This window comes from Chryseobacterium daeguense DSM 19388 (genome assembly GCF_000430825.1).
Lineage (GTDB): Bacteria > Bacteroidota > Bacteroidia > Flavobacteriales > Weeksellaceae > Chryseobacterium > Chryseobacterium daeguense.
Window position 1 is genome coordinate 109,723 of the sequence record NZ_AUMT01000011.1, and the last position, 18,470, is coordinate 128,192.

15 protein-coding genes are annotated in these 18,470 nt (G+C 37.7%); 11 read left to right on the forward strand and 4 right to left on the reverse strand.

Translation table 11 applies throughout. The annotated features are described in order from the left end of the window. Positions 1–11 precede the first annotated feature (11 nt). The 3 genes from porU to H560_RS0113920 all read left to right on the forward strand — a co-directional run bounded on the left by porU (position 12) and on the right by H560_RS0113920 (position 7,681). Positions 12–3,911 carry a type IX secretion system sortase PorU gene (porU, locus tag H560_RS0113910; protein WP_027380611.1) on the forward strand — a complete coding sequence of 1,300 codons (3,900 nt, stop codon included), beginning with the start codon at positions 12–14 and terminating at the stop codon, positions 3,909–3,911. A 60-nt stretch (positions 3,912–3,971) separates the two neighbouring features. Beyond that, entirely contained in the window at positions 3,972–5,135 is a 1,164-nt protein-coding gene (gene porV / locus H560_RS0113915; RefSeq protein ID WP_027380612.1) for a type IX secretion system outer membrane channel protein PorV, read from the forward strand. A 296-nt stretch (positions 5,136–5,431) separates the two neighbouring features. After that, positions 5,432–7,681, forward strand: coding sequence for an FUSC family protein (locus H560_RS0113920; protein ID WP_027380613.1), 2,250 nt, complete (start codon positions 5,432–5,434; stop codon positions 7,679–7,681). Positions 7,682–7,842: 161 nt separating this feature from the next. Here the strand turns inward: H560_RS0113920 and H560_RS0113925 are convergent, their stop codons facing one another. Next, positions 7,843–8,457 carry a 4'-phosphopantetheinyl transferase family protein gene (locus H560_RS0113925; protein WP_027380614.1) on the reverse strand — a complete coding sequence of 205 codons (615 nt, stop codon included), beginning with the start codon at positions 8,455–8,457 and terminating at the stop codon, positions 7,843–7,845. Positions 8,458–8,511: 54 nt separating this feature from the next. On the opposite strand from H560_RS0113925, the gene ahcY reads away from it, so the two are divergent. The 4 genes from ahcY to H560_RS22465 all read left to right on the forward strand — a co-directional run bounded on the left by ahcY (position 8,512) and on the right by H560_RS22465 (position 13,048). Next, positions 8,512–9,825, forward strand: a complete 1,314-nt coding sequence (gene ahcY / locus H560_RS0113930) for an adenosylhomocysteinase (RefSeq protein WP_027380615.1) — start codon at positions 8,512–8,514, stop codon at positions 9,823–9,825. A gap of 113 nt (positions 9,826–9,938) precedes the next feature. Next, positions 9,939–10,745, forward strand: coding sequence for a hypothetical protein (locus H560_RS0113935; protein WP_027380616.1), 807 nt, complete (start codon positions 9,939–9,941; stop codon positions 10,743–10,745). Positions 10,746–10,922: 177 nt separating this feature from the next. After that, positions 10,923–11,315, forward strand: a complete 393-nt coding sequence (gene yiaA, locus H560_RS0113940; protein ID WP_027380617.1) for an inner membrane protein YiaA — start codon at positions 10,923–10,925, stop codon at positions 11,313–11,315. 227 nt (positions 11,316–11,542) lie between these two features. After that, on the forward strand, positions 11,543–13,048 hold the full coding sequence (locus H560_RS22465) for a BspA family leucine-rich repeat surface protein (RefSeq protein ID WP_051289338.1): 1,506 nt from the start codon (positions 11,543–11,545) through the stop codon (positions 13,046–13,048). Between the two features lie 110 nt (positions 13,049–13,158). On the opposite strand, the gene purE is transcribed toward H560_RS22465, so the two are convergent. Continuing rightward, the gene (gene purE / locus H560_RS0113950) at positions 13,159–13,662 is read right to left on the reverse strand and encodes a 5-(carboxyamino)imidazole ribonucleotide mutase (protein WP_027380618.1); all 504 of its coding nucleotides are present in this window, start codon (positions 13,660–13,662) and stop codon (positions 13,159–13,161) included. Between the two features lie 150 nt (positions 13,663–13,812). On the opposite strand from purE, the gene H560_RS0113955 reads away from it, so the two are divergent. Together H560_RS0113955 and H560_RS0113960 are read left to right on the forward strand one after the other, a co-directional pair. Further along, positions 13,813–14,718, forward strand: a complete 906-nt coding sequence (locus tag H560_RS0113955; protein ID WP_027380619.1) for a DMT family transporter — start codon at positions 13,813–13,815, stop codon at positions 14,716–14,718. A gap of 54 nt (positions 14,719–14,772) precedes the next feature. After that, positions 14,773–15,285 carry a hypothetical protein gene (locus H560_RS0113960; protein WP_027380620.1) on the forward strand — a complete coding sequence of 171 codons (513 nt, stop codon included), beginning with the start codon at positions 14,773–14,775 and terminating at the stop codon, positions 15,283–15,285. Positions 15,286–15,327: 42 nt separating this feature from the next. On the opposite strand, the gene H560_RS0113965 is transcribed toward H560_RS0113960, so the two are convergent. Both H560_RS0113965 and H560_RS0113970 read right to left on the reverse strand, forming a co-directional pair. Next, the gene (locus tag H560_RS0113965) at positions 15,328–16,440 is read right to left on the reverse strand and encodes a 5-(carboxyamino)imidazole ribonucleotide synthase (RefSeq protein WP_027380621.1); all 1,113 of its coding nucleotides are present in this window, start codon (positions 16,438–16,440) and stop codon (positions 15,328–15,330) included. Positions 16,441–16,587: 147 nt separating this feature from the next. Next, positions 16,588–17,136 (reverse strand): DUF1543 domain-containing protein, encoded by a 549-nt coding sequence (locus H560_RS0113970; RefSeq protein WP_027380622.1) that lies wholly within the window; start codon positions 17,134–17,136, stop codon positions 16,588–16,590. Between the two features lie 85 nt (positions 17,137–17,221). Here H560_RS0113970 and H560_RS0113975 point away from each other — a divergent pair, with 85 nt between their 5' ends. Both H560_RS0113975 and H560_RS0113980 read left to right on the forward strand, forming a co-directional pair. Continuing rightward, positions 17,222–18,052, forward strand: a complete 831-nt coding sequence (locus H560_RS0113975; protein WP_027380623.1) for a sulfite exporter TauE/SafE family protein — start codon at positions 17,222–17,224, stop codon at positions 18,050–18,052. Next, complete coding sequence (locus tag H560_RS0113980) at positions 18,052–18,435, forward strand: DUF1634 domain-containing protein (RefSeq protein WP_027380624.1); 384 nt, start codon at positions 18,052–18,054, stop codon at positions 18,433–18,435. The genes H560_RS0113975 and H560_RS0113980 overlap by 1 nt, the downstream gene beginning before the upstream one ends. Positions 18,436–18,470 lie beyond the last annotated feature (35 nt).

The window sequence follows — 18,470 nt, forward strand, 5'->3', positions numbered from 1 at the left end:
CAATAATAAACATGAAACAAATAATCTCGCTTTTATTTCTAACGTGCTTTGTATCACTGCTTTGGGCCCAAAGAATTACCATCGAATGGGATGGATCAAAAATTCAGGACTTTGGCGATACAAAACTCACTCTACCAAATTTTAAAAATCAGGGTTTTTCCTTCAGCCAAAATAACATTTTTATAACAACTAAACAAAAAATCGGCGAAAAGCAATTAAAAGTTTCAAATCCGGTGTGGGAAAGCGTTTCTGCAAAAGATCTTTTTGAGATGAGCAAAGACCTTCTTCCCGATTACGAGATTAAGGATGTTACGTACTATAACCTTGAGGGTGAAAGGTACGCCAGCATTAATGTCGCTTTATTTAAAAATGTAAAAGGAAAGATTCAGAGGCTGTCTTCATTTGAAATTTCTGAGACGAATGCTTCTAACTCCGCTGGCAGCACTTTGAAAGTCGGGACCTCGAACAATCCATTGTCTGCCGGAAATTTTTATAAAATAAAAGTTGATAAATCTGGGATTTTTAAAATTACCAGACAATTTTTACAGGATAACGGGATCAATCCTTCTTCAGTAAATCCTAAAAATTTCAGGATCTATGGTAACGGAGGAATTATGCTTCCAGAATATAATCAGGATGTAAAATACAGCGCGCTTCAGGAAAACGCTATCCAGGTAGTTGGCGAAGATGACGGTGTATGGAATGATAATGACTATGCCCTTTTCTACGCTCAGGGACCGAATGGTTACAATCTTTACAATACGTCTAACGGGAACGGATACAAGAGAGTGGATACCAGAAATGACAGAAGCGAAAACGTAAAAAATATCTACGAAGATTACTCATATTATTATATTAATTTCGATAAAGGTCCGGGAAAGAGAGTTCAGCCGGTGGATGTAAACCTGCCTGCAACTCCTCTGATTACGAGATTTGACAATTACCAGGTAATCAATAATGATCAAAAAAACCTGATGAAAGTAGGAAGAGTCTGGGTAGAAGATACTCCTTTCACTACAGATAAAGCCGTTACTTTTACTACAGCTTCTCCGATTCAGGGTGGAGACCAAATCCGGTACAGAGCACAGGTTATTGCTTATAAATCTCAGCAAAACAGCATCACTTTTGATTTAAATAACCAAAATCCTTTTCCGGTAAATATTCCTGCAGCCAACAGCGGCGGGACCAATGATTTTTATCCTGCTAATTATTCAGGAATCCTTACAGGTTTAAGCGGAACTCAGCTTACATTTAACCTTAAGCCCAATATTTCGGTGAATCCAAACGGAAATTTCTATGTGGATTATCTGGAAGTACAGTATAAGGATAATTTAAGCTTTAACGGCACCCAAATGAATTTCAGAGATTTTTCTCTGGTAAGTGGAAGCAATACCACGTATGGTTTCAGCCTGGCTAATGCTTCTTCAGCAGAGCAGATCTGGGATGTTACAGATATTACAAATGCCAACAGAAGGGTAAATAAAGCAGCAGGAAATACTACATTTAATTTTGCCTATACCGCTTCAGACCCGAATTTCAATAATGAATTTGTAGCCTTCAAAGCAGATGCAGCATACAGCCCTCAGTTTGTGGGAAGAATTAATAATCAGAATCTTTCGGCATTACAAAATGTAGATTATCTGATCATTACAGTTCCGGAAATGATGGGACAGGCACAGAGACTGGCGAATTATCACCAAACAAAAAACAGCTACAATGTACAGATCATTGACACGGATAAAATCTATAACGAATTCGGCAGCGGAAGCAGAGATCTTACAGCAATAAGAGATTTTGTAACCAAACTGAACACTCCGCTTGGAAGCTTAAAATATGTATTCATTTTAGGAGATACTTCTTATGACTACAAAAACAGGGTTCCAAACAACTCCAATGTAGTATCCAGCTACCAGAGTGAAGAATCCATGGATGTAATCAGGTCTTTTGTTACAGATGATTATATTGTAATGACAAAACCTCAGAATAACCAGTTTATCACCAATAATATTCCTGATCTTCCCGTAGGAAGAATCCCTGCTGCAAATGCGACGGAAGCTGGTAATATGATCGATAAAACGCTGGCTTATTATAACAGCTTATCCGGCCAGTCGACACCGTTTGGAGAATGGAAAATGAAGCTGGATTTTGTGGTGGATGATGACAATGATGGCGGTACGCCTTTCCATACTGTAATGAACAATACACTGGCTACTGTTTTTGAACAGCCGGCTTCTACAAACCTTAAAGAATACAACGTAAGAAAATTATATCTTGATGCTTTCCAGGCGCAAAGTACAGCAGGAGGCCAAAGATACCCGCAGGTAAACCAGGCAATTTCGAATGATATCGGAAACAGCTTATACCTGTTCTATTTCGGGCATGGAGGTATCAACGGATGGGCTCAGGAGAGGGTTTTAACCTTAAATGAAGTTCAGAATGCCAATAATTTCTCTAATGTATACAGCAGATTCCCGTTTGTATCTACTATTACCTGCGAATTTACGCTTTGGGATGAGCCGGATACTTCTTCTGCTGGAGAACAGTTCATCAAGCTAAAACAGGGAGGCCCTGCAGCAATGATTACTTCAAGCCGTGCGATTGACGTAGGATACGGTATTGATTTTACCAACCTTTATACACAGAATATTTTTAAGCTTACAAGTGATGATTTTGATACGCTAGGATATGCACACCTTAATGCTAAAAAGCAAAAAGGAGCAGCTACAGACCACTTAAAGGTAAATTTCCTTGGAGATCCTGCCATGAAACTGAGCAGACCTCAAAGATTGCTGATGATAGATGCCATTGAAACTCCGGTTCCGGGATTGATCAGAGGTTTGGATTTTGTAAAAGTAAAAGGTCATATCAATAAACCGGACGGAACACTTAATACAACATTCAACGGAAGAGTTGTCATCAACATTTTTGATAAAAGATTAAACAAACAGACTTTAAATAACGACGGCGGACTTACTCCCGTTCTTCAATATACAGAAGAAGGAAGCGCTATTGTAAAAGCTTCAGGAACGGCTGTAAACGGAGTTTTCACCGTAGAATTCTATGTTCCGAAAGATATTAACTACGCCGTAGGACAAGGAAGGATTTTAGGATATGCAGATAATAAATCTTCTGATGTATTCAATAATCAGGCTGTACAGGTGGGAGATATCAACCCGAACGGAATTAATGATAATGAGCCGCCAAAAGTAAAATTATACATGAACAACACCAACTTTGCGGATGGGGGTATTACAGATCAAAATCCTATGTTGCTGGCGTGCGTTACGGATGATACAGGAATAAATTCCACAGGTTCTGGTATTGGTCACGATATTACAGTATATTTGGACGGACAAATTATCAACACCGTTGTATTGAATGATTTCTACGCATCAGGTGAAGGAAACGGATGTCTTAGCCCGAGTCTGGCAGACTATCAGAAAGGAAATGTGACGTATCCTTTCAGAAATCTTGCAGTGGGACAGCATCAATTAACATTTAAAGTTTGGGATATAAACAATAATTCTACGACTGCTACGTTAAACTTTGAAGTTAAGGATGAAGCCGATCAGCATTTGGTGATCAACAGACCGCTAAACTGGCCGAATCCTTTTACAAATAAAACGTACATTCACTTTGAGCATAATTGTGATGATATTTTGGATGTAAATGTTCAGATTTATACGATAACAGGAAAACTGGTAAGAACATTATCGCAGCCGGTGGTTGCAGAACCGTTCCTACAGGGCTTTAGAACACCTCGCCAGGCAATAGAATGGGACGGAAGAGATGATTTTGGGGCCACAGTTGCAAAAGGTACGTATATTTTTAAGATATTTGCAAAAAGCCAAAATCAAGAAAAATGCAAAGGAAGTGCTACAGCTGTAGAAAAAATGGTACTTTTGAAATAATTTTAAAACGATAACAGTAACAATAATTATAAAAAACTGATAATATATAAAAGACAACATATGAATTTAACTACTAAACTGCTTTTAGGAATTGGATTAGGTGCTGGCTTTTTAGGCTATTCTCAAGATTTAAGCCTAGTAAGACCTGTATTAACCGGAGCTCCTTTTTTAAGAATCGCACCAGATGCAAGAGCTGGAGGTATGGGAGACCAGGGTGTGGTAACCTCTCCGGACGCTTTTTCACAATTCTGGAATGCTGCCAAATATCCTTTTAGCAGAACAAGTTCTTCAGTTGGGGTAAACTATACGCCTTACATGGGGAAACTTACCAATGATGTGTTTTTATTATATGGAGCGTTCCATAAATTCTTAGGGCAGGAAGAAAGATCTACCATCTCTGCTAGTATCTATTACTTCAATATGGGTGAAGTAGATTTGACTCAATTAGTAGGAAACGAAGTAACTTCTATGGGTACTTCAAAACCAAACGAATTCTCTATTGACGTTGCATACGGTCTTAAACTTTCAGATTCTTACTCTATGGCTGTTACGGGTAGATTTATCCGTTCAGACTTAGCCGGAGGGTTCAACACGGATACTACACTGAAGCCGGCAAACTCTTTTGCTGTAGACGTTTCAGGTTACTATACGTCTCCAAGGTTTTCAAGCTTTGGCGGATATGACGGTAAACTGAACGCAGGTTTCGCAGTACAGAACCTTGGTCCGAAATTAGACTATACAGGAAACGAAGAATCAAGATCTTACCTCCCTACAATGGCAAGATTAGGGGTTGGGTATGATATGTATCTTGATGATGTAAACAGAATCGGTTTAAGTGTTGAAGGATCTAAAATCTTAGTTCCCGGATCAGAATTCGTAGGAACAGACCCAAATACAAGACAGCCTATCTATGAGGTACCAAACGTTGGTGTAATGGCAGGTATCGGAAAATCATTCAAAAACAAAAACTCTATCATGTATAGCGGTGCATTAGAATATTCTTATGACAATGCCTTTGCTGTAAGAGGAGGTTACTTCCACGAAAGTGAAGAGCAGGGAGCAAGACAGTTTGCCACTGCAGGTATCGGGTTAAAATACCGTTCTTTCGGGTTGGATATTTCTTATTTGATCAATATGTCAAAAATCAATACTGCTTTGGATAACACACTACGTTTCGGTCTTACATGGAACATTGGTGATGAAACTTCTAACGTAGATTATTAAGAAACATATATCTTATCAATATAAAGCTCCATTTTTATGGAGCTTTTTTTATTGAATATAAATATGGAAATATGAATAGCAAATTCCCTCCTCTGCAAACTGTGGTAAAAGAATGTGATTAAAGAAATTGTCAATTTTAGGTTGTTTTAAATTCGCTATTCTTTTGCTAAGCAAAACTCACAATTGACACAAAATTACCCTTTACTTTTTAAATTTCAAAATTAATTAACAAAATATGTTCACAAAAGTCTTATTTTTATAAGGCAATTTCTGTTTCCATCACCTATTTTTGCAGTATGAACTATTCCGCGGAACTAAAAAAATTCGTAACCAGCCAGTATGTATATTCTGCCATCAGAATTACATTAGCCACTGTTTTACCATGTTTAGTTCTCGCCCACTTCGGGATTTTAAAAGAATATTTTCTCTTTCCTCTCGGAACCAGCTTTGTAGCACTTACCGATCAGCCCGGGCCTTTCATCCGAAGAAGAAATGCGCTTACATTTGCCATTTTCTGCTTCGTTTTCGTTGCGATGATTGCCAGCCTAGTCATGAATTTTAAAATTCTTGTGCTGGCGGAGATCATTATTTTCGGGATGTTTTTCTCACTAATTGGGGTTTACGGGCAGCGACTAGCGGCTGTCGGCTCATTATCACTGGTAGTGCTGGCTATCTTTATTGACGGCCATCTTACGGGAGCCAATATCCTTAAAAGCTTACTGATCTTTGGATCAGGGTGCATCTGGTTTTTGCTTATATTTTTAATTGTAACTACCATTCAGCCGTATAAGCTTGCAAGCCAGATGATCGGTGAAAATTATCTCCAGCTTGCCGAATTTTTAAAGATCAAAGCCAATTATTATCAGAAAAACCCTGATTTCGACAAGCTGACAACACAGGTTATCGCAAAGCAGATTGAGATAAAAAACCTGCAGGAAGAAACCAGGGAAACTGTTTTCAAAACAAGGACCATCGTTAATGAATCTACCACTACAAGCCGTTTATTAATGCTGATGTTCCTGAATTCAATGGACCTTCATGAGAAATTAATGACCTCGGAAAGTGATTATCAGAAGCTGCAGCAGAGCTTTGATGACAGCATGATCCTGGTGAACATCCACGATTATCTGAATCTTCTTGCTGAAGAGATCACCAATATCGGAATCTCGCTTCAGATCGGAACGAGAGCGAAGCCGATGTTTAACCTTGATTTAGAATTAAAAAACCTTAATCATGTTTATTTTGACCTCAGAAATAAGCGTATCTCACCGGAAAATTTCGAGAACTTCATGGTTTTGCGCCAAATTTTGATGCGTATAAATGAAATTACAAAAGAAATCGAAGAAATTTATAAAGTATTTTCCCAGAACGTAAAACTTGCAAAAAGTCTTTCCACCGGTTTAGATTTAAAAAAATTTATGCCGAATGAAGAAAAACTGAATTTCAAGGTGTTAAGGAATAATATTTCCCTTTCTTCCTCGCACTTTCGGCATGCATTAAGAATTACTATTGCTTTGCTTTTGGGATATTCGTTTTCCATGTTTCAGTTTTTAGGAATTGGCCATACTTATTGGATTTTAATTACCATTGTTGCAATTTTAAAGCCCGCCTACTCCATCACAAAAAAGAGGAACCTTCTGCGTCTTTACGGAACCATTGCCGGAGCGCTGATCGCCTATGGAATCCTTTATTTTGTAGACATTAATGAGGTTTTATTTGCCATTCTGCTCATAAGCATGATCATGTGTTTCAGCTTTTTAAAAGGAAAATACTTCTGGGCGGTATTATTTATGACCATTTATGTTTTTTTAAGCTTTAATTTTTTAAGCCCGGGAAATGTAAATGTGATTTTTAAAGACAGAATTGTTGATACCATAGTAGCTGCACTCATCACTTCACTGGTTGCCTACGTTGTGCTTCCGGTCTGGGAACATACCCAGAATCTGGATCTGATGAAAAAATCCGCGGAATGTAATTTAAGCTATTTCCAAAGTGTCATTTCTAAATTTTTAGACGAAAACTATGATATAGAAGAATATAAGGTAAAAAGAAAAAACGCCATTATATCGCTGGCAAACCTTTCTGACAACTTTCAGAGAATGATTTCCGAGCCTAAAAACCAGCAGAAAAAACTGGAGGTTGTTCATCAGTTCGTGGCAACTTCACACCTGATTACAGCTTATACAGCCTCACTTTCTCAATATGTAAAAGATGACGAAAAGTACCCGGAAATAGATGCCGAAAGCTGGAGCAGAAAAATAGAAGCCGAAATGCAGAAAGTTTCCAATCTGCTGAACGGGGAAGAGATCAATGAGACCCTCAATATGGAAAGCCGCATTGAGCCTGAAGATTCTTCGCTTGAAGATTTAATTTTGAAAAGAAAAATTGAGCTTACGGAAAATGAAGCATACGATGTGAGAGATCCCAATAAAATATCTCATTTAACGGAGCTTAAAAATATCCATGATGTTTTGGAGCTCATATATGATGTAGCAAAAGAGCAGCGAAAAGTAATTGAAAAATATAAAAACGAGTCTAAGCTTTAAAAGGTTTTAGATTGAGATTGAGGTTAAGTTTGAGATGCTTCGACTCCGCTCAGCATGACATTACTACAAATATGCTTTGATAGAGTACATCAAAACAGTTAGTATTAGAAGTGTCATGCTGAGCGAAGTCGAAGCATTTCAACATAAATCTTAACCTTACCTTACTCCTCAACAATCGTAAAGCAATAATCGTCAAAAAATTCTACCCTAGCCCTGAACTCATCAGAAAACTGCTCATCATAGACCCTGCAGCTGATATGATGAAGATGTTTCAGCTCAAAAGGTTTTACTTCATAATTTTTTTTCAGTGACCAATATTTTGAATGATGGATCTTGTACATGCTTTCTTTCACGCTCCAGATAATGGTATAAAAAGTATCCGCTTTATTTTCAGGGATGAATCCTCTTTCGTTTTCATAGGTGAATTTGTCGATCACCCTTAGAATTTTCGGATTAAATTTTTCAATATCAATCGCAATTTTATTTTTGGAAATAGCAATCGCAGCGAAAGGAAAAGAATGGGTAATGGAGATTTCCGCATCTTTAGGAAATAAAAACGGCTCCCTTTCTTTATATAAAATTTTTGAATTAGGCTTTAACCCCTTCAAAAGTTTACGGACCATAAGCACCTCCAATAACTTTTTTGGATGGTAATCTTTCACTTTTTCGGCATTTTCCGGCTCTAAAAGTTTATGAATATCAAGATCTTCGGTTTCATCGTACTTCCATACGAGAATCGTGGCATTGTCATCAGAAAAATCGCGATAGAGGGGCATATTTTTGGTGGTCAGAATATTAGTTTGTAAATTTGCGAAAAATTTTTCAGATAGATGGAAACAACAACCCAATACGTTCCTTATAAAGTAAAGGACATTTCCCTTGCAGAATGGGGAAGAAAGGAAATTAATCTTGCAGAGGCTGAAATGCCAGGTTTGATGGCAATCCGTGAAGAATACGGACCATCCCAGCCATTAAAAGGTGCAAGAATCGCGGGATGTCTTCACATGACAATCCAAACGGCTGTGCTTATCGAGACATTGGTAGCTTTAGGTGCTGAAGTTACCTGGTCTTCATGTAATATATTCTCTACACAAGATCACGCTGCTGCTGCTATTGCTGCTGCAGGAATCCCTGTTTATGCATGGAAAGGTTTAAATGAAGAAGAATTCGACTGGTGTATTGAGCAGACTTTATTCTTTGGTGAAGACAGAAAACCATTGAACATGATCTTGGATGATGGTGGAGATTTAACGAACATGGTTTTTGATAAATATCCACAATTTACAAAAGATATCAAAGGACTTTCCGAAGAAACAACAACGGGTGTACACAGGTTGTACGAAAGAATGAAGAATGGTACTTTGGTAATGCCTGCAATCAACGTAAATGATTCTGTAACGAAGTCTAAATTTGACAACAAGTACGGATGTAGAGAATCTGCTGTGGATGCGGTAAGAAGAGCTACTGACGTGATGTTGGCCGGTAAAAGAGTAATCGTTTGCGGATTCGGAGATGTAGGTAAAGGTACTGCTGCTTCATTCAGAGGGGCTGGTTCTATCGTTACTGTTACTGAAATCGACCCTATCTGTGCTCTACAGGCTGCAATGGAAGGTTATGAAGTGAAAAAGCTGGATACTGTAATCGAAACTGCAGATATCATTATCACTACAACCGGAAACTTCAACATTGTTCAGGGTTCTCACTTCAAGAAGATGAAGGACAAGACTATCGTTTGTAACATCGGTCACTTCGATAACGAAATTGATATGGCTTGGTTAAATGAAAACTACGGTTCTACTAAATATGAAGTAAAGCCACAGGTAGATGTTTATAACGTAGACGGAAACGAGATCATCATCCTTGCAGAAGGAAGATTGGTAAACTTAGGATGTGCAACAGGCCACCCAAGTTTCGTAATGTCAAACTCTTTCTCAAACCAGACTTTGGCTCAGATCGAACTTTGGAACCATTCAGACAAATACGGAAACGAAGTGTATACACTTCCTAAGCATTTGGATGAAAAAGTGGCTGCTCTTCACCTTAAAAAGTTAGGTGTAGAATTAGAAACGCTTACAGAAGAACAAGCTAAATATATCGGTGTAGATGTAAAAGGTCCTTTCAAACCGGAATATTACAGATACTAAGAAATTAGCATTCATAAAAATAAGGCTCTCCAATTTTTTTGGGGAGCTTTTTTGATTTATTTATCTTAAAAAAATATAAGTATTTCTTATTTTTGGCGGATTAAAAAAATAAGATGAACAAAAAACTCTTCCTGAGTATTATTGGCTCAGTTACATTACTTACCGGATGCAGCAGCAATGATGAAACAGACGGAACAAACAATCCAAACGGACCGAAAATACTATTAAGTAAAATTACGACCGTTTATTACGACAATCCGGCTAATCCCCAAACCAATGTGGCGACATTAGAATACAATAATCAGGGGCAATTGATTAAAATTCTATCTGAAGGAAGGGCTTCATCTTTTGAATATGAAGCTTCCGGCAAGCCCATAAAAACAAATTATTATAAAGCAGATGGCACTTTAGACTACTATTCTACCTATACTTATAATGGTGAACAGCTTACAACCACTAAGTCCATTTACACTAATCCTGATTATAACAGGACAATAACTTATACCTACATCAATGGCAAGGTTACCGGCTCCAGCCTTTGTCAGGGCACTAACTGCAATAGTCCAAGCACTTCTTCATATGCTTACATCGGCGATAATATTTCGGTAGAAACTTCCTTGTTAAGTGGTACATTTTCAGTCTCAACAAAACGAGAGTTCTCGTATGATGATAAGTTAAACCCTTTCTCTCACGTCAATAAGTATTTGAGAATTTCCATGGGAGGTGCTTACGTTTTAAGTCCTAATAATTATACTTCTGAGAAAATAAGCTATAAGGATAATGCGGGGAATTGGGTTCCGAATCAAAATAACACTTATGAGATGCAATACAACAGCTTTCAATTACCTACTCAGGTGATAGGAAGAGATGCGAATGGCAATAGCTATGTAAAATATAATTACGAATATATAATTCAATAATTGATTATTCACATTTTAACCACCCGTCAAAAATTCTTATTTTTGCCACCCCTGCAGAGGAGGGGATTTTTACCATTCAATTAAAGTAAATTATACACAATAAAATTCCAGAATTGGAGTTATTGCCGGCAATCAAAGAAAAATTATATCTTTGAATCCTTTAATAAAAAACAGTACATGAAAAAACAAAATGTTTCAAATGCATTCGTTGCAGCATCCTGGGTCGCTTTGGGAGCAGGGATGATAGGTTTTATTGTAGGTCTTGCTAGAGCGGAAATGCAGCTTAATGAGAAAGGATATTATTTCACAATCCTATTATATGGTTTGTTTGCGGTAGTTTCTTTACAGAAAGCAGTTCGCGACAGGCTGGAAAACATTAAGGTTACGGATATCTATTACGGTATCTGTTGGTTTGCAACATTATCTTCTATTGTTTTGCTGGCTATAGGATTGTGGAATGCCACTATTCTTCCAAGTGAAAAAGGTTTTTACGGATTCGCTTTTCTACTCGCTCTTTTCGGGGCCATTGCAGTGCAGAAGAACACACGGGACAATATGATTCAGGAATAATAAGCGACTCTCCAATTTTGGAGAGTTTTTATTTAATAAATCTTTTCAGAAAATTTATTTTTGTTAAATTTTTCTTTTTATTTCAATAAACTATTCAAAATTTTATACATTTTCTTATTTTTGCGACACTTATTTCACAAAATATTGATATGCATAAAAAATTACCCTCAGCAAATCTGTTTAAAAAGTTTTTAATATTAGCCTTGTGCTCTCTTCTATTCCAAATTATGAAAGCACAAAACGAATTCATCACCATATGGCAGCCCGGGCTTCCCCATACAACACCTCTTATAAATATTGATGCCCCGTCTCAGGCTGCTCCTAATCAAATCTGGTTTCCTGGAATCGGGGAAAATTATACCATAACCTGGGAAGAAGTCGGATTTCCGGCGCATAACGGAACAATGACTGATGTAACCTCAACATCACAGGTTCTTATCGATTTCGGAAATTCTTTAAATGATGTTACCTCTGCAACTTACAGAGTAAAAGTGAGCAACGGAAACGGAATTTTCAGGCAAATAAAATTTGGAGCAGCCACCCTCATTCCTCTTCCTGATAGTATTTTTCCCATCTGGACGATCTACGGAAGTGCAGACAAAATCCTTGAAATTGAACAATGGGGAAATATCAGCTGGGAATCGATGAACAGTGCCTTCAGCAACTGCCGCCTTATACAGCTTACCGCAACAGATGCTCCAGACCTGAGCAATGTTACCGATGCTTCTTTTATGTTCCACAATGCTCATAACTTTTTGGGAGCATCTTCTATGGGGAATTGGGACACCTCTCATATTCAGGATTTCAGCTTTATGTTTGCTCATCAGGGTGATTATCCTGCAGCGATTGATAACTTTAATCCGCCTTCTCTTGTAAGCTGGAATACTTCAGCTGCAGTCAATTTCAACAGCATGTTTATGAACAGAAAAAAATTCAATCAGCCGCTGAATACTTGGAATACGTCGAATGCCACCAATATGGGATGGATGTTTGCCAGCTGTTTAGAATTTAATCAAAGACTGGATAATTGGGATACTTCTAAGGTAACTGATATGGCTTTTATGTTTCACTTCATCCCGGTTTTTAATCAGCCTTTAAAAAACTGGAATACCTCTAATGTTGTCAATCTTTCACATATGTTTCATGGGTGCACCTCTTTCAACCAGAATCTTGATACGTGGAATGTGTCTAAAACAATGCGTACGAATTCTATGTTTGCAGGAGCAAGTATTTTCAACCAGTCCCTTGCCAGCTGGAATTTGGCTATGCTGAATGACGCTTCAGGATTTTTAAGCTATGCCGGCTTTAGTTGCGAAAACTACAGTAAATCTTTGGCCGGATGGGCAGACAATCCCAATACCGCCAACAATGTTAATTTGGGTTTTACACTTCCCTTACAATATGCAGCAAATGCCGTTAACAAAAGAAATATTTTAATTGGTAAAGGCTGGATTTTCAATGGTGATGTACCCGGAAGCTGTTTTCTTTCCATTGCTGAAGCAGGCTTGAGAAGAAAAGGTTCTATCTACCCTAACCCGGCTCAGGATAATATTCATATTGAAGACATTCATGATGCGCAAAGCTTTAAAATTCTGGATGCAAGCGGAAGAATTGTTGATAGCGGGAAAACAGATTCTGAAATGATTAATGTAAGCGCACTGCCTAAAGGAAATTATATCTTGCAGATTGTTTCCAAAGAGAAGATAGAAAATTTTAAGTTTATTAAAAAATGAAAATAGCTAAAAGCCTCACAAAACGTGAGGCTTTTTAGTGAATTGTGGATTGTCAATTCGTTTCACCGTCAATTTTTAATCGCAGTATAAATTCACAATTCACCATTCACTTATTTATCATATCCATTCGGATGCTGAGCCTTGATATCATCCACAGTACCCAAAACCTTATCTTTCAGGGTTTCCTGGTATTTTTGAAGTTGGGCTGCTACTTTTTCATCTGCGCTTCCGATAATTTTCGCTGCTAAAATTCCTGCATTCAGGGCACCGTTCAATGCGACAGTGGCAACAGGAATACCGCCCGGCATCTGAAGAATTGAAAGTACAGAATCCCAGCCGTCAATAGAATTGCTTGATAAAATAGGAACACCAATCACCGGCAAAGTAGTACAGCTTGCCACCATTCCCGGAAGATGCGCTGCTCCTCCTGCTCCTGCAACGATGACTTTCAAACCTCTTTCCTGGGCCGTTTTTGCATAATCAAACATTCTTTCCGGAGTTCTGTGCGCGGAAACTACGGTGAGCTCATAAGGAATGTTTAAAGATTGTAAAAAATTTGCTGCCTGTTCCATGATCGGTAAGTCGCTCTGACTTCCCATAATAATTCCTACCATTCTTCAATTTATTTGATGCTCAAAGATAAAAAATTAATAAGCTTAAATGCAAAAAGGCGCAAAAGTTGTTCTGTTACCTAAAAATTTTCAGAAACTGTTACCATCAGACCTTTGGTAAAGTTAATATCTTTGTTAATTGCTAATACTATGCTGAAAAATTACAAGCTTACTCTTGCCATCCTCACCGTAGCCATCGTCTGGGGAACTACTTTTCTTTCCATCCGTATCGCGGTGGAAACTATTCCGGCCTGGTTTGTGGCGGGAATCCGTCAGTTTTTGGCTGCCATTATCATGCTTTTGATTTTACTTTACCGTAAGCAGTTTCAGTGGATCGGATGGAAAAACCTGGGATATCAGATTATTTTTTCAACATTAATGCTTATCATAGCAAACGGTATGACCACCGTTGCCGAAGAAACCGTCACCAGCAGCCTGACATCGCTGATCAGTGCCTGCTCTCCGATTATTGTTTTTTTGGGAAGTGTGGCGATTGGTCTTCAAAAGTTCAGCTTTAAGGCACTTGTAGGAGTTTTGATGTGTTTCAGCGGGATTGTGCTGATCTTTTGGGACGGCCTTGATGATCTTGAAAACCCTGAATATGCATTGGGAATTTTCTTTTTGTTCATTGCCATTTTAGGCTGGGCGTCAGGAACAATTTATACTAAAAAGCTAAACATCCAGAGTTCCAATATCTCATTGAATTTATTTTACCAGTTTGCTTTTGCGGGTATTGTACAGATTGTTTTTGCATTTCTTTTTTCTGAAAATTATAACTTTGAAAACTGGAATTTCAGAAGCATTTCCGCTATGATTTATCTGGCCTGCTTTGGCTCTGTGGCGGCGTTTTTTGCCTTTCATTATGCACTCACGAAAGTTTCCCCGGTACAGGTTTCCATTTTAGCTTATGTTAACACCATTATTTCGATTTTCTTAAGCTGGCTGATTTTAGATGAAGAGATTTCCACTAAATTTGTGATTGCTGCTGTACTGATTATCTTAGGAGTTTTTGTGATTAATTATAATCGTGAAATGTTTAAAAAACAGAGAATTCAATAGGAGTTTATCTTATAGTAAAGTGATTATTTCTTATCTTTCCAATCAAATTTATATATGAAAACAAAAATCCTTTTAGCCATTTTAATTTCTTTAGGTACATTTAATCTTCTAACTTCACAAACTAAAAATCAAAATCTTAATATTCAATTACAATTACTTAGAAAATTTTTCCTTCAAAAAAACTATGAAGAATTTGCAAATTTTATTTATCCCGAGGTCATTAAAATCTCTGGAGGGAAAGCAAAAATGATACAAATGACCAAAAGCTCCATAGCTAAGATGGAAAATGATGGCTTTTACTTTTCTGATTTAAAGTTTAAAGATCCTTCAAATTTCATTAAAAGAAATAATGAAACACAGTTTACTATCACTCAGGAAATTATAATGAAAACCCCTAAAGGTAAAATGTTGGCTGAATATACAATGATTGGGATTTCTGTGGATAATGGTAAAAACTGGAAGTTTATTGATACATCCGGAAAATCAAAAGAAATGATGATCAAATATTTTCCTAATTTGAGTAAAGATTTAATAATAAAACCTAAAACTCAAAAATTTATAAAATAAAAAAAGACTGCTCTCCCGCAGTCTTTAATATTTAAAGTAAAACTATTTCGCAATCACTCTTACCATACCTTTCACTTTCACCAGCTTTTCCATGAGCTCTTCTCTGGAATCTGCCAGAACATTGATGTGTCCCATTTTTCTGCCGGGCTTGGTTTCCGTTTTCCCATAGAGATGGATGTAGGTTTCCGGCAATTTCAGCACGTCCTCCATTCCCTCGTAGATTACTTTTCCGGCAAAGCCTTCTGCACCTACAAGATTCAGCATACCGCTGTACGTGATAGCATCTGTATCGGCCAGCGGTAGATTTTTCACTACCCTGTACATCTGCTCAAACTGTGAGTTTGCATTGCCTTCCTGGCTTTGATGGCCGGAATTATGCAGTCTCGGTGCGGTTTCATTTACCCAGACTTTTCCTTCTTTATCCAAAAATAATTCGATGGCAAAAAGCCCCGGTGAATTAATGGCACTCAAAAATTTTTCCGTAATTGAATTAATTTGATTCTGAACATCCTCCGTTAACAAAACCGGACAAACATTAAAGTCCAGAAGATTCAGCTTCGGGTCTGCAACCATTTCCGTGATCGGGAAAGTATTGGTTTCCCCGTTTTCATTTCTGGCCACGATTACGGAAAGCTCCTTATCAATATCTACCAGTTTTTCAAGAACGGAATCCTGTAACCAAAGGTTTTTAAGATCATTTTCGTCTTTAATTACCTGTACCCCTTTTCCGTCATATCCACCCGTATTCATTTTCTGTACAAAAGGCAGCGGCATCTTGATCTCGTCTGAACTTCCGTCCATCACTTCAAACTCCGGGCTCGGAATGTTGTGGGCTTTATAAAATTCCTTCTGAAGGATTTTTTGCTGGATTGTTTTAATAATTTTAGAATTCGGGACTACTTTTATGCCTTGGCTTTCTAATTCTGCCAAAGCATCGGCATTTACATGTTCGATCTCGATAGTTACCACTTCTTTATCTTTACCGAAATTCAAAACCGTTTCATAATCATTGAAATTTCCCTGTGTAAAGTAAGAAATATTGTGGCAGGGCGCATCAGAAGCAGGATCCAGCGTATAAAATTCGTCATCATATTTTAAAGCACTTTGGATCAGCATTCTTCCCAGCTGTCCTCCTCCTAAAATTCCTATTTTCATTTTTAACTTTTTATTTTTCTAGTTAGATTTTAAATTATTTCATTTTAAAACTTTTTTAAACACAACGTTCGCAAAGGTTTTATTTAAAGTACTTTATGCTTTTAAGCTCACAAAGGCGTTTCACTTAACAAAGACCACACAGTTTTATTATATTTTATCAATTTTCAAATAACCCAGTCCCATCGGGTTTTCCTGATTTTGAGCATCCGATTTTACTAATGAGATTGAATATTTTTCTTTCATTCTTTCTGGCAGAATATCATTTACATTAAAAATATCATCAATATCAACCCCGTGCTTATCGTCAATATGGCTCACAGCACCTTCAAATCCCATGGTTTTATAAAATTCCGTAGATTTTGCCTTCTTCACAATATCCGCCATAGAATTACCTACCATCAAATGCTGCTCATGGAATTCCTCAAAAAAGCCTTTTTTGTAGCCTCCTAAATTGATAAAATACAGCTGCTCTTCTGAAGTTTTGTTTCCTTTATCAACTATTTTCACTTCATAACCATCCGCAAATTTCACTTCCTGGTAACAATCTACGTGGATTTTTCCGTCCGCTTCCTTCCAGAAATCCTTAATATCCGGAACAAGATCTTTCATACTTTCCGCGATTCCGAAAAAAACATCGTGCTGCTCAATATTCCTTCCCTTCGGCGTTGCGCCCAATATTATATAAAATAATTTCATCTTAAGTTTTGTTTATGCAAAAATACATCAAATTTATCTTTTTTAAACGTTTGGCAGAGTAAGCCAATAGTTTTATATTTGTAGCATGTCAGAAATTATTATTCTCTTCCTTGGAGCAATTTCGGCAGGGCTTTTGGGCTCACTGACCGGTTTAGGAGGAGGAGTTATCATCATTCCTTTATTAACGCTGGGTTTCGGCGTTCCTATGCATTATGCCATTGGTGCTTCACTTATTTCCGTAATCGGGACTTCTTCCGGTGCTGCTGTAGCCTTCGTGAAGGAAGGTTTTACTAATATGAGAATCGGGATGTTTTTAGAGATCGCCACAACGGCGGGCGCTATCATCGGGGCCCTGATTTCCGGAATGCTGAATCCAAATACTATCGGAATTATTTTCGCAAGTATTCTTCTTCTGACAGTTATTTTAAATTTAAAAGGAAAACCGGATCACCAGGAATCCGTAATCAAGGGTAGCCTGGAGGAAAAGTTAAAATTATACGGAACATTTCCGGACAAAGGTGTTCTGAAAAGCTATTCTGCAAGAAATACAGTTCCCGGATTTATGATGATGATGTTTGCAGGGGCAATGTCCGGCCTGCTTGGTATCGGTTCCGGAGCTTTGAAGGTACTTGCGATGGACAATATGATGAGACTGCCTTTCAAGGTTTCTACTACTACGAGTAACTTCATGATCGGTGTAACGGCGGTTGCCAGTGCCCTGATTTACTTTCAGAGAGGTGAAATAGTTCCTGTAATTGTAGCTCCCGTACTGATAGGCGTGGTTGTAGGAAGCTTCATCGGCTCAAAAACTTTGATGGTTTCAAAGACGAAAAAACTGAAGACTTTCTTTGCGATTGTCATCACAATTCTGTCGATCTACATGATGTATAACGGTATTAATAAAAGCTTCAGATAATGAAAAAGAACTTCACCGATGTAGATCTGAACCGTTCCGTAGGAAATCTTCTGAGACTTGGCGTTATACTGTCTGTAATAACTTCCCTGGCTGGTTTTATCAAGCTTTTTACGGAAGGCTTTAAAATGCCTAAAAAATACACAAGCCTTGATATGGGCTCCTCATCAGAGAAAGTGTGGGGAGATTTCTGGCATTCGCTTTGTAAAGGGGAAGGAATGGCCATCATTCAGCTGGGTATTTTGCTTCTCATCTTTACGCCTTTAATGAGAATTGTTTTCGCATTAATCGGGTATCTGAAAGAAAAAGATTATATCTACGTTCTGATTTCTTCTATTGTGCTGGCTATTATGGCGATCAGCTTTTTTACAGGATACGCGCATTAGGGTTTAGGGTTTAGGGTTTAGGGTTTAAAATTAAC

Coding starts and splice junctions, on each gene's coding strand:
- porU (WP_027380611.1), top strand. CDS start 12: ATGAAACAAATAATCTCGCTTTTATTTCTAACGTGCTTTGTATCACTG.
- porV (WP_027380612.1), top strand. CDS start 3,972: ATGAATTTAACTACTAAACTGCTTTTAGGAATTGGATTAGGTGCTGGC.
- H560_RS0113920 (WP_027380613.1), top strand. CDS start 5,432: ATGAACTATTCCGCGGAACTAAAAAAATTCGTAACCAGCCAGTATGTA.
- H560_RS0113925 (WP_027380614.1), bottom strand. CDS start 8,457: ATGCCCCTCTATCGCGATTTTTCTGATGACAATGCCACGATTCTCGTA.
- ahcY (WP_027380615.1), top strand. CDS start 8,512: ATGGAAACAACAACCCAATACGTTCCTTATAAAGTAAAGGACATTTCC.
- H560_RS0113935 (WP_027380616.1), top strand. CDS start 9,939: ATGAACAAAAAACTCTTCCTGAGTATTATTGGCTCAGTTACATTACTT.
- yiaA (WP_027380617.1), top strand. CDS start 10,923: ATGAAAAAACAAAATGTTTCAAATGCATTCGTTGCAGCATCCTGGGTC.
- H560_RS22465 (WP_051289338.1), top strand. CDS start 11,543: ATGAAAGCACAAAACGAATTCATCACCATATGGCAGCCCGGGCTTCCC.
- purE (WP_027380618.1), bottom strand. CDS start 13,662: ATGGTAGGAATTATTATGGGAAGTCAGAGCGACTTACCGATCATGGAA.
- H560_RS0113960 (WP_027380620.1), top strand. CDS start 14,773: ATGAAAACAAAAATCCTTTTAGCCATTTTAATTTCTTTAGGTACATTT.
- H560_RS0113965 (WP_027380621.1), bottom strand. CDS start 16,440: ATGAAAATAGGAATTTTAGGAGGAGGACAGCTGGGAAGAATGCTGATC.
- H560_RS0113970 (WP_027380622.1), bottom strand. CDS start 17,136: ATGAAATTATTTTATATAATATTGGGCGCAACGCCGAAGGGAAGGAAT.
- H560_RS0113975 (WP_027380623.1), top strand. CDS start 17,222: ATGTCAGAAATTATTATTCTCTTCCTTGGAGCAATTTCGGCAGGGCTT.
- H560_RS0113980 (WP_027380624.1), top strand. CDS start 18,052: ATGAAAAAGAACTTCACCGATGTAGATCTGAACCGTTCCGTAGGAAAT.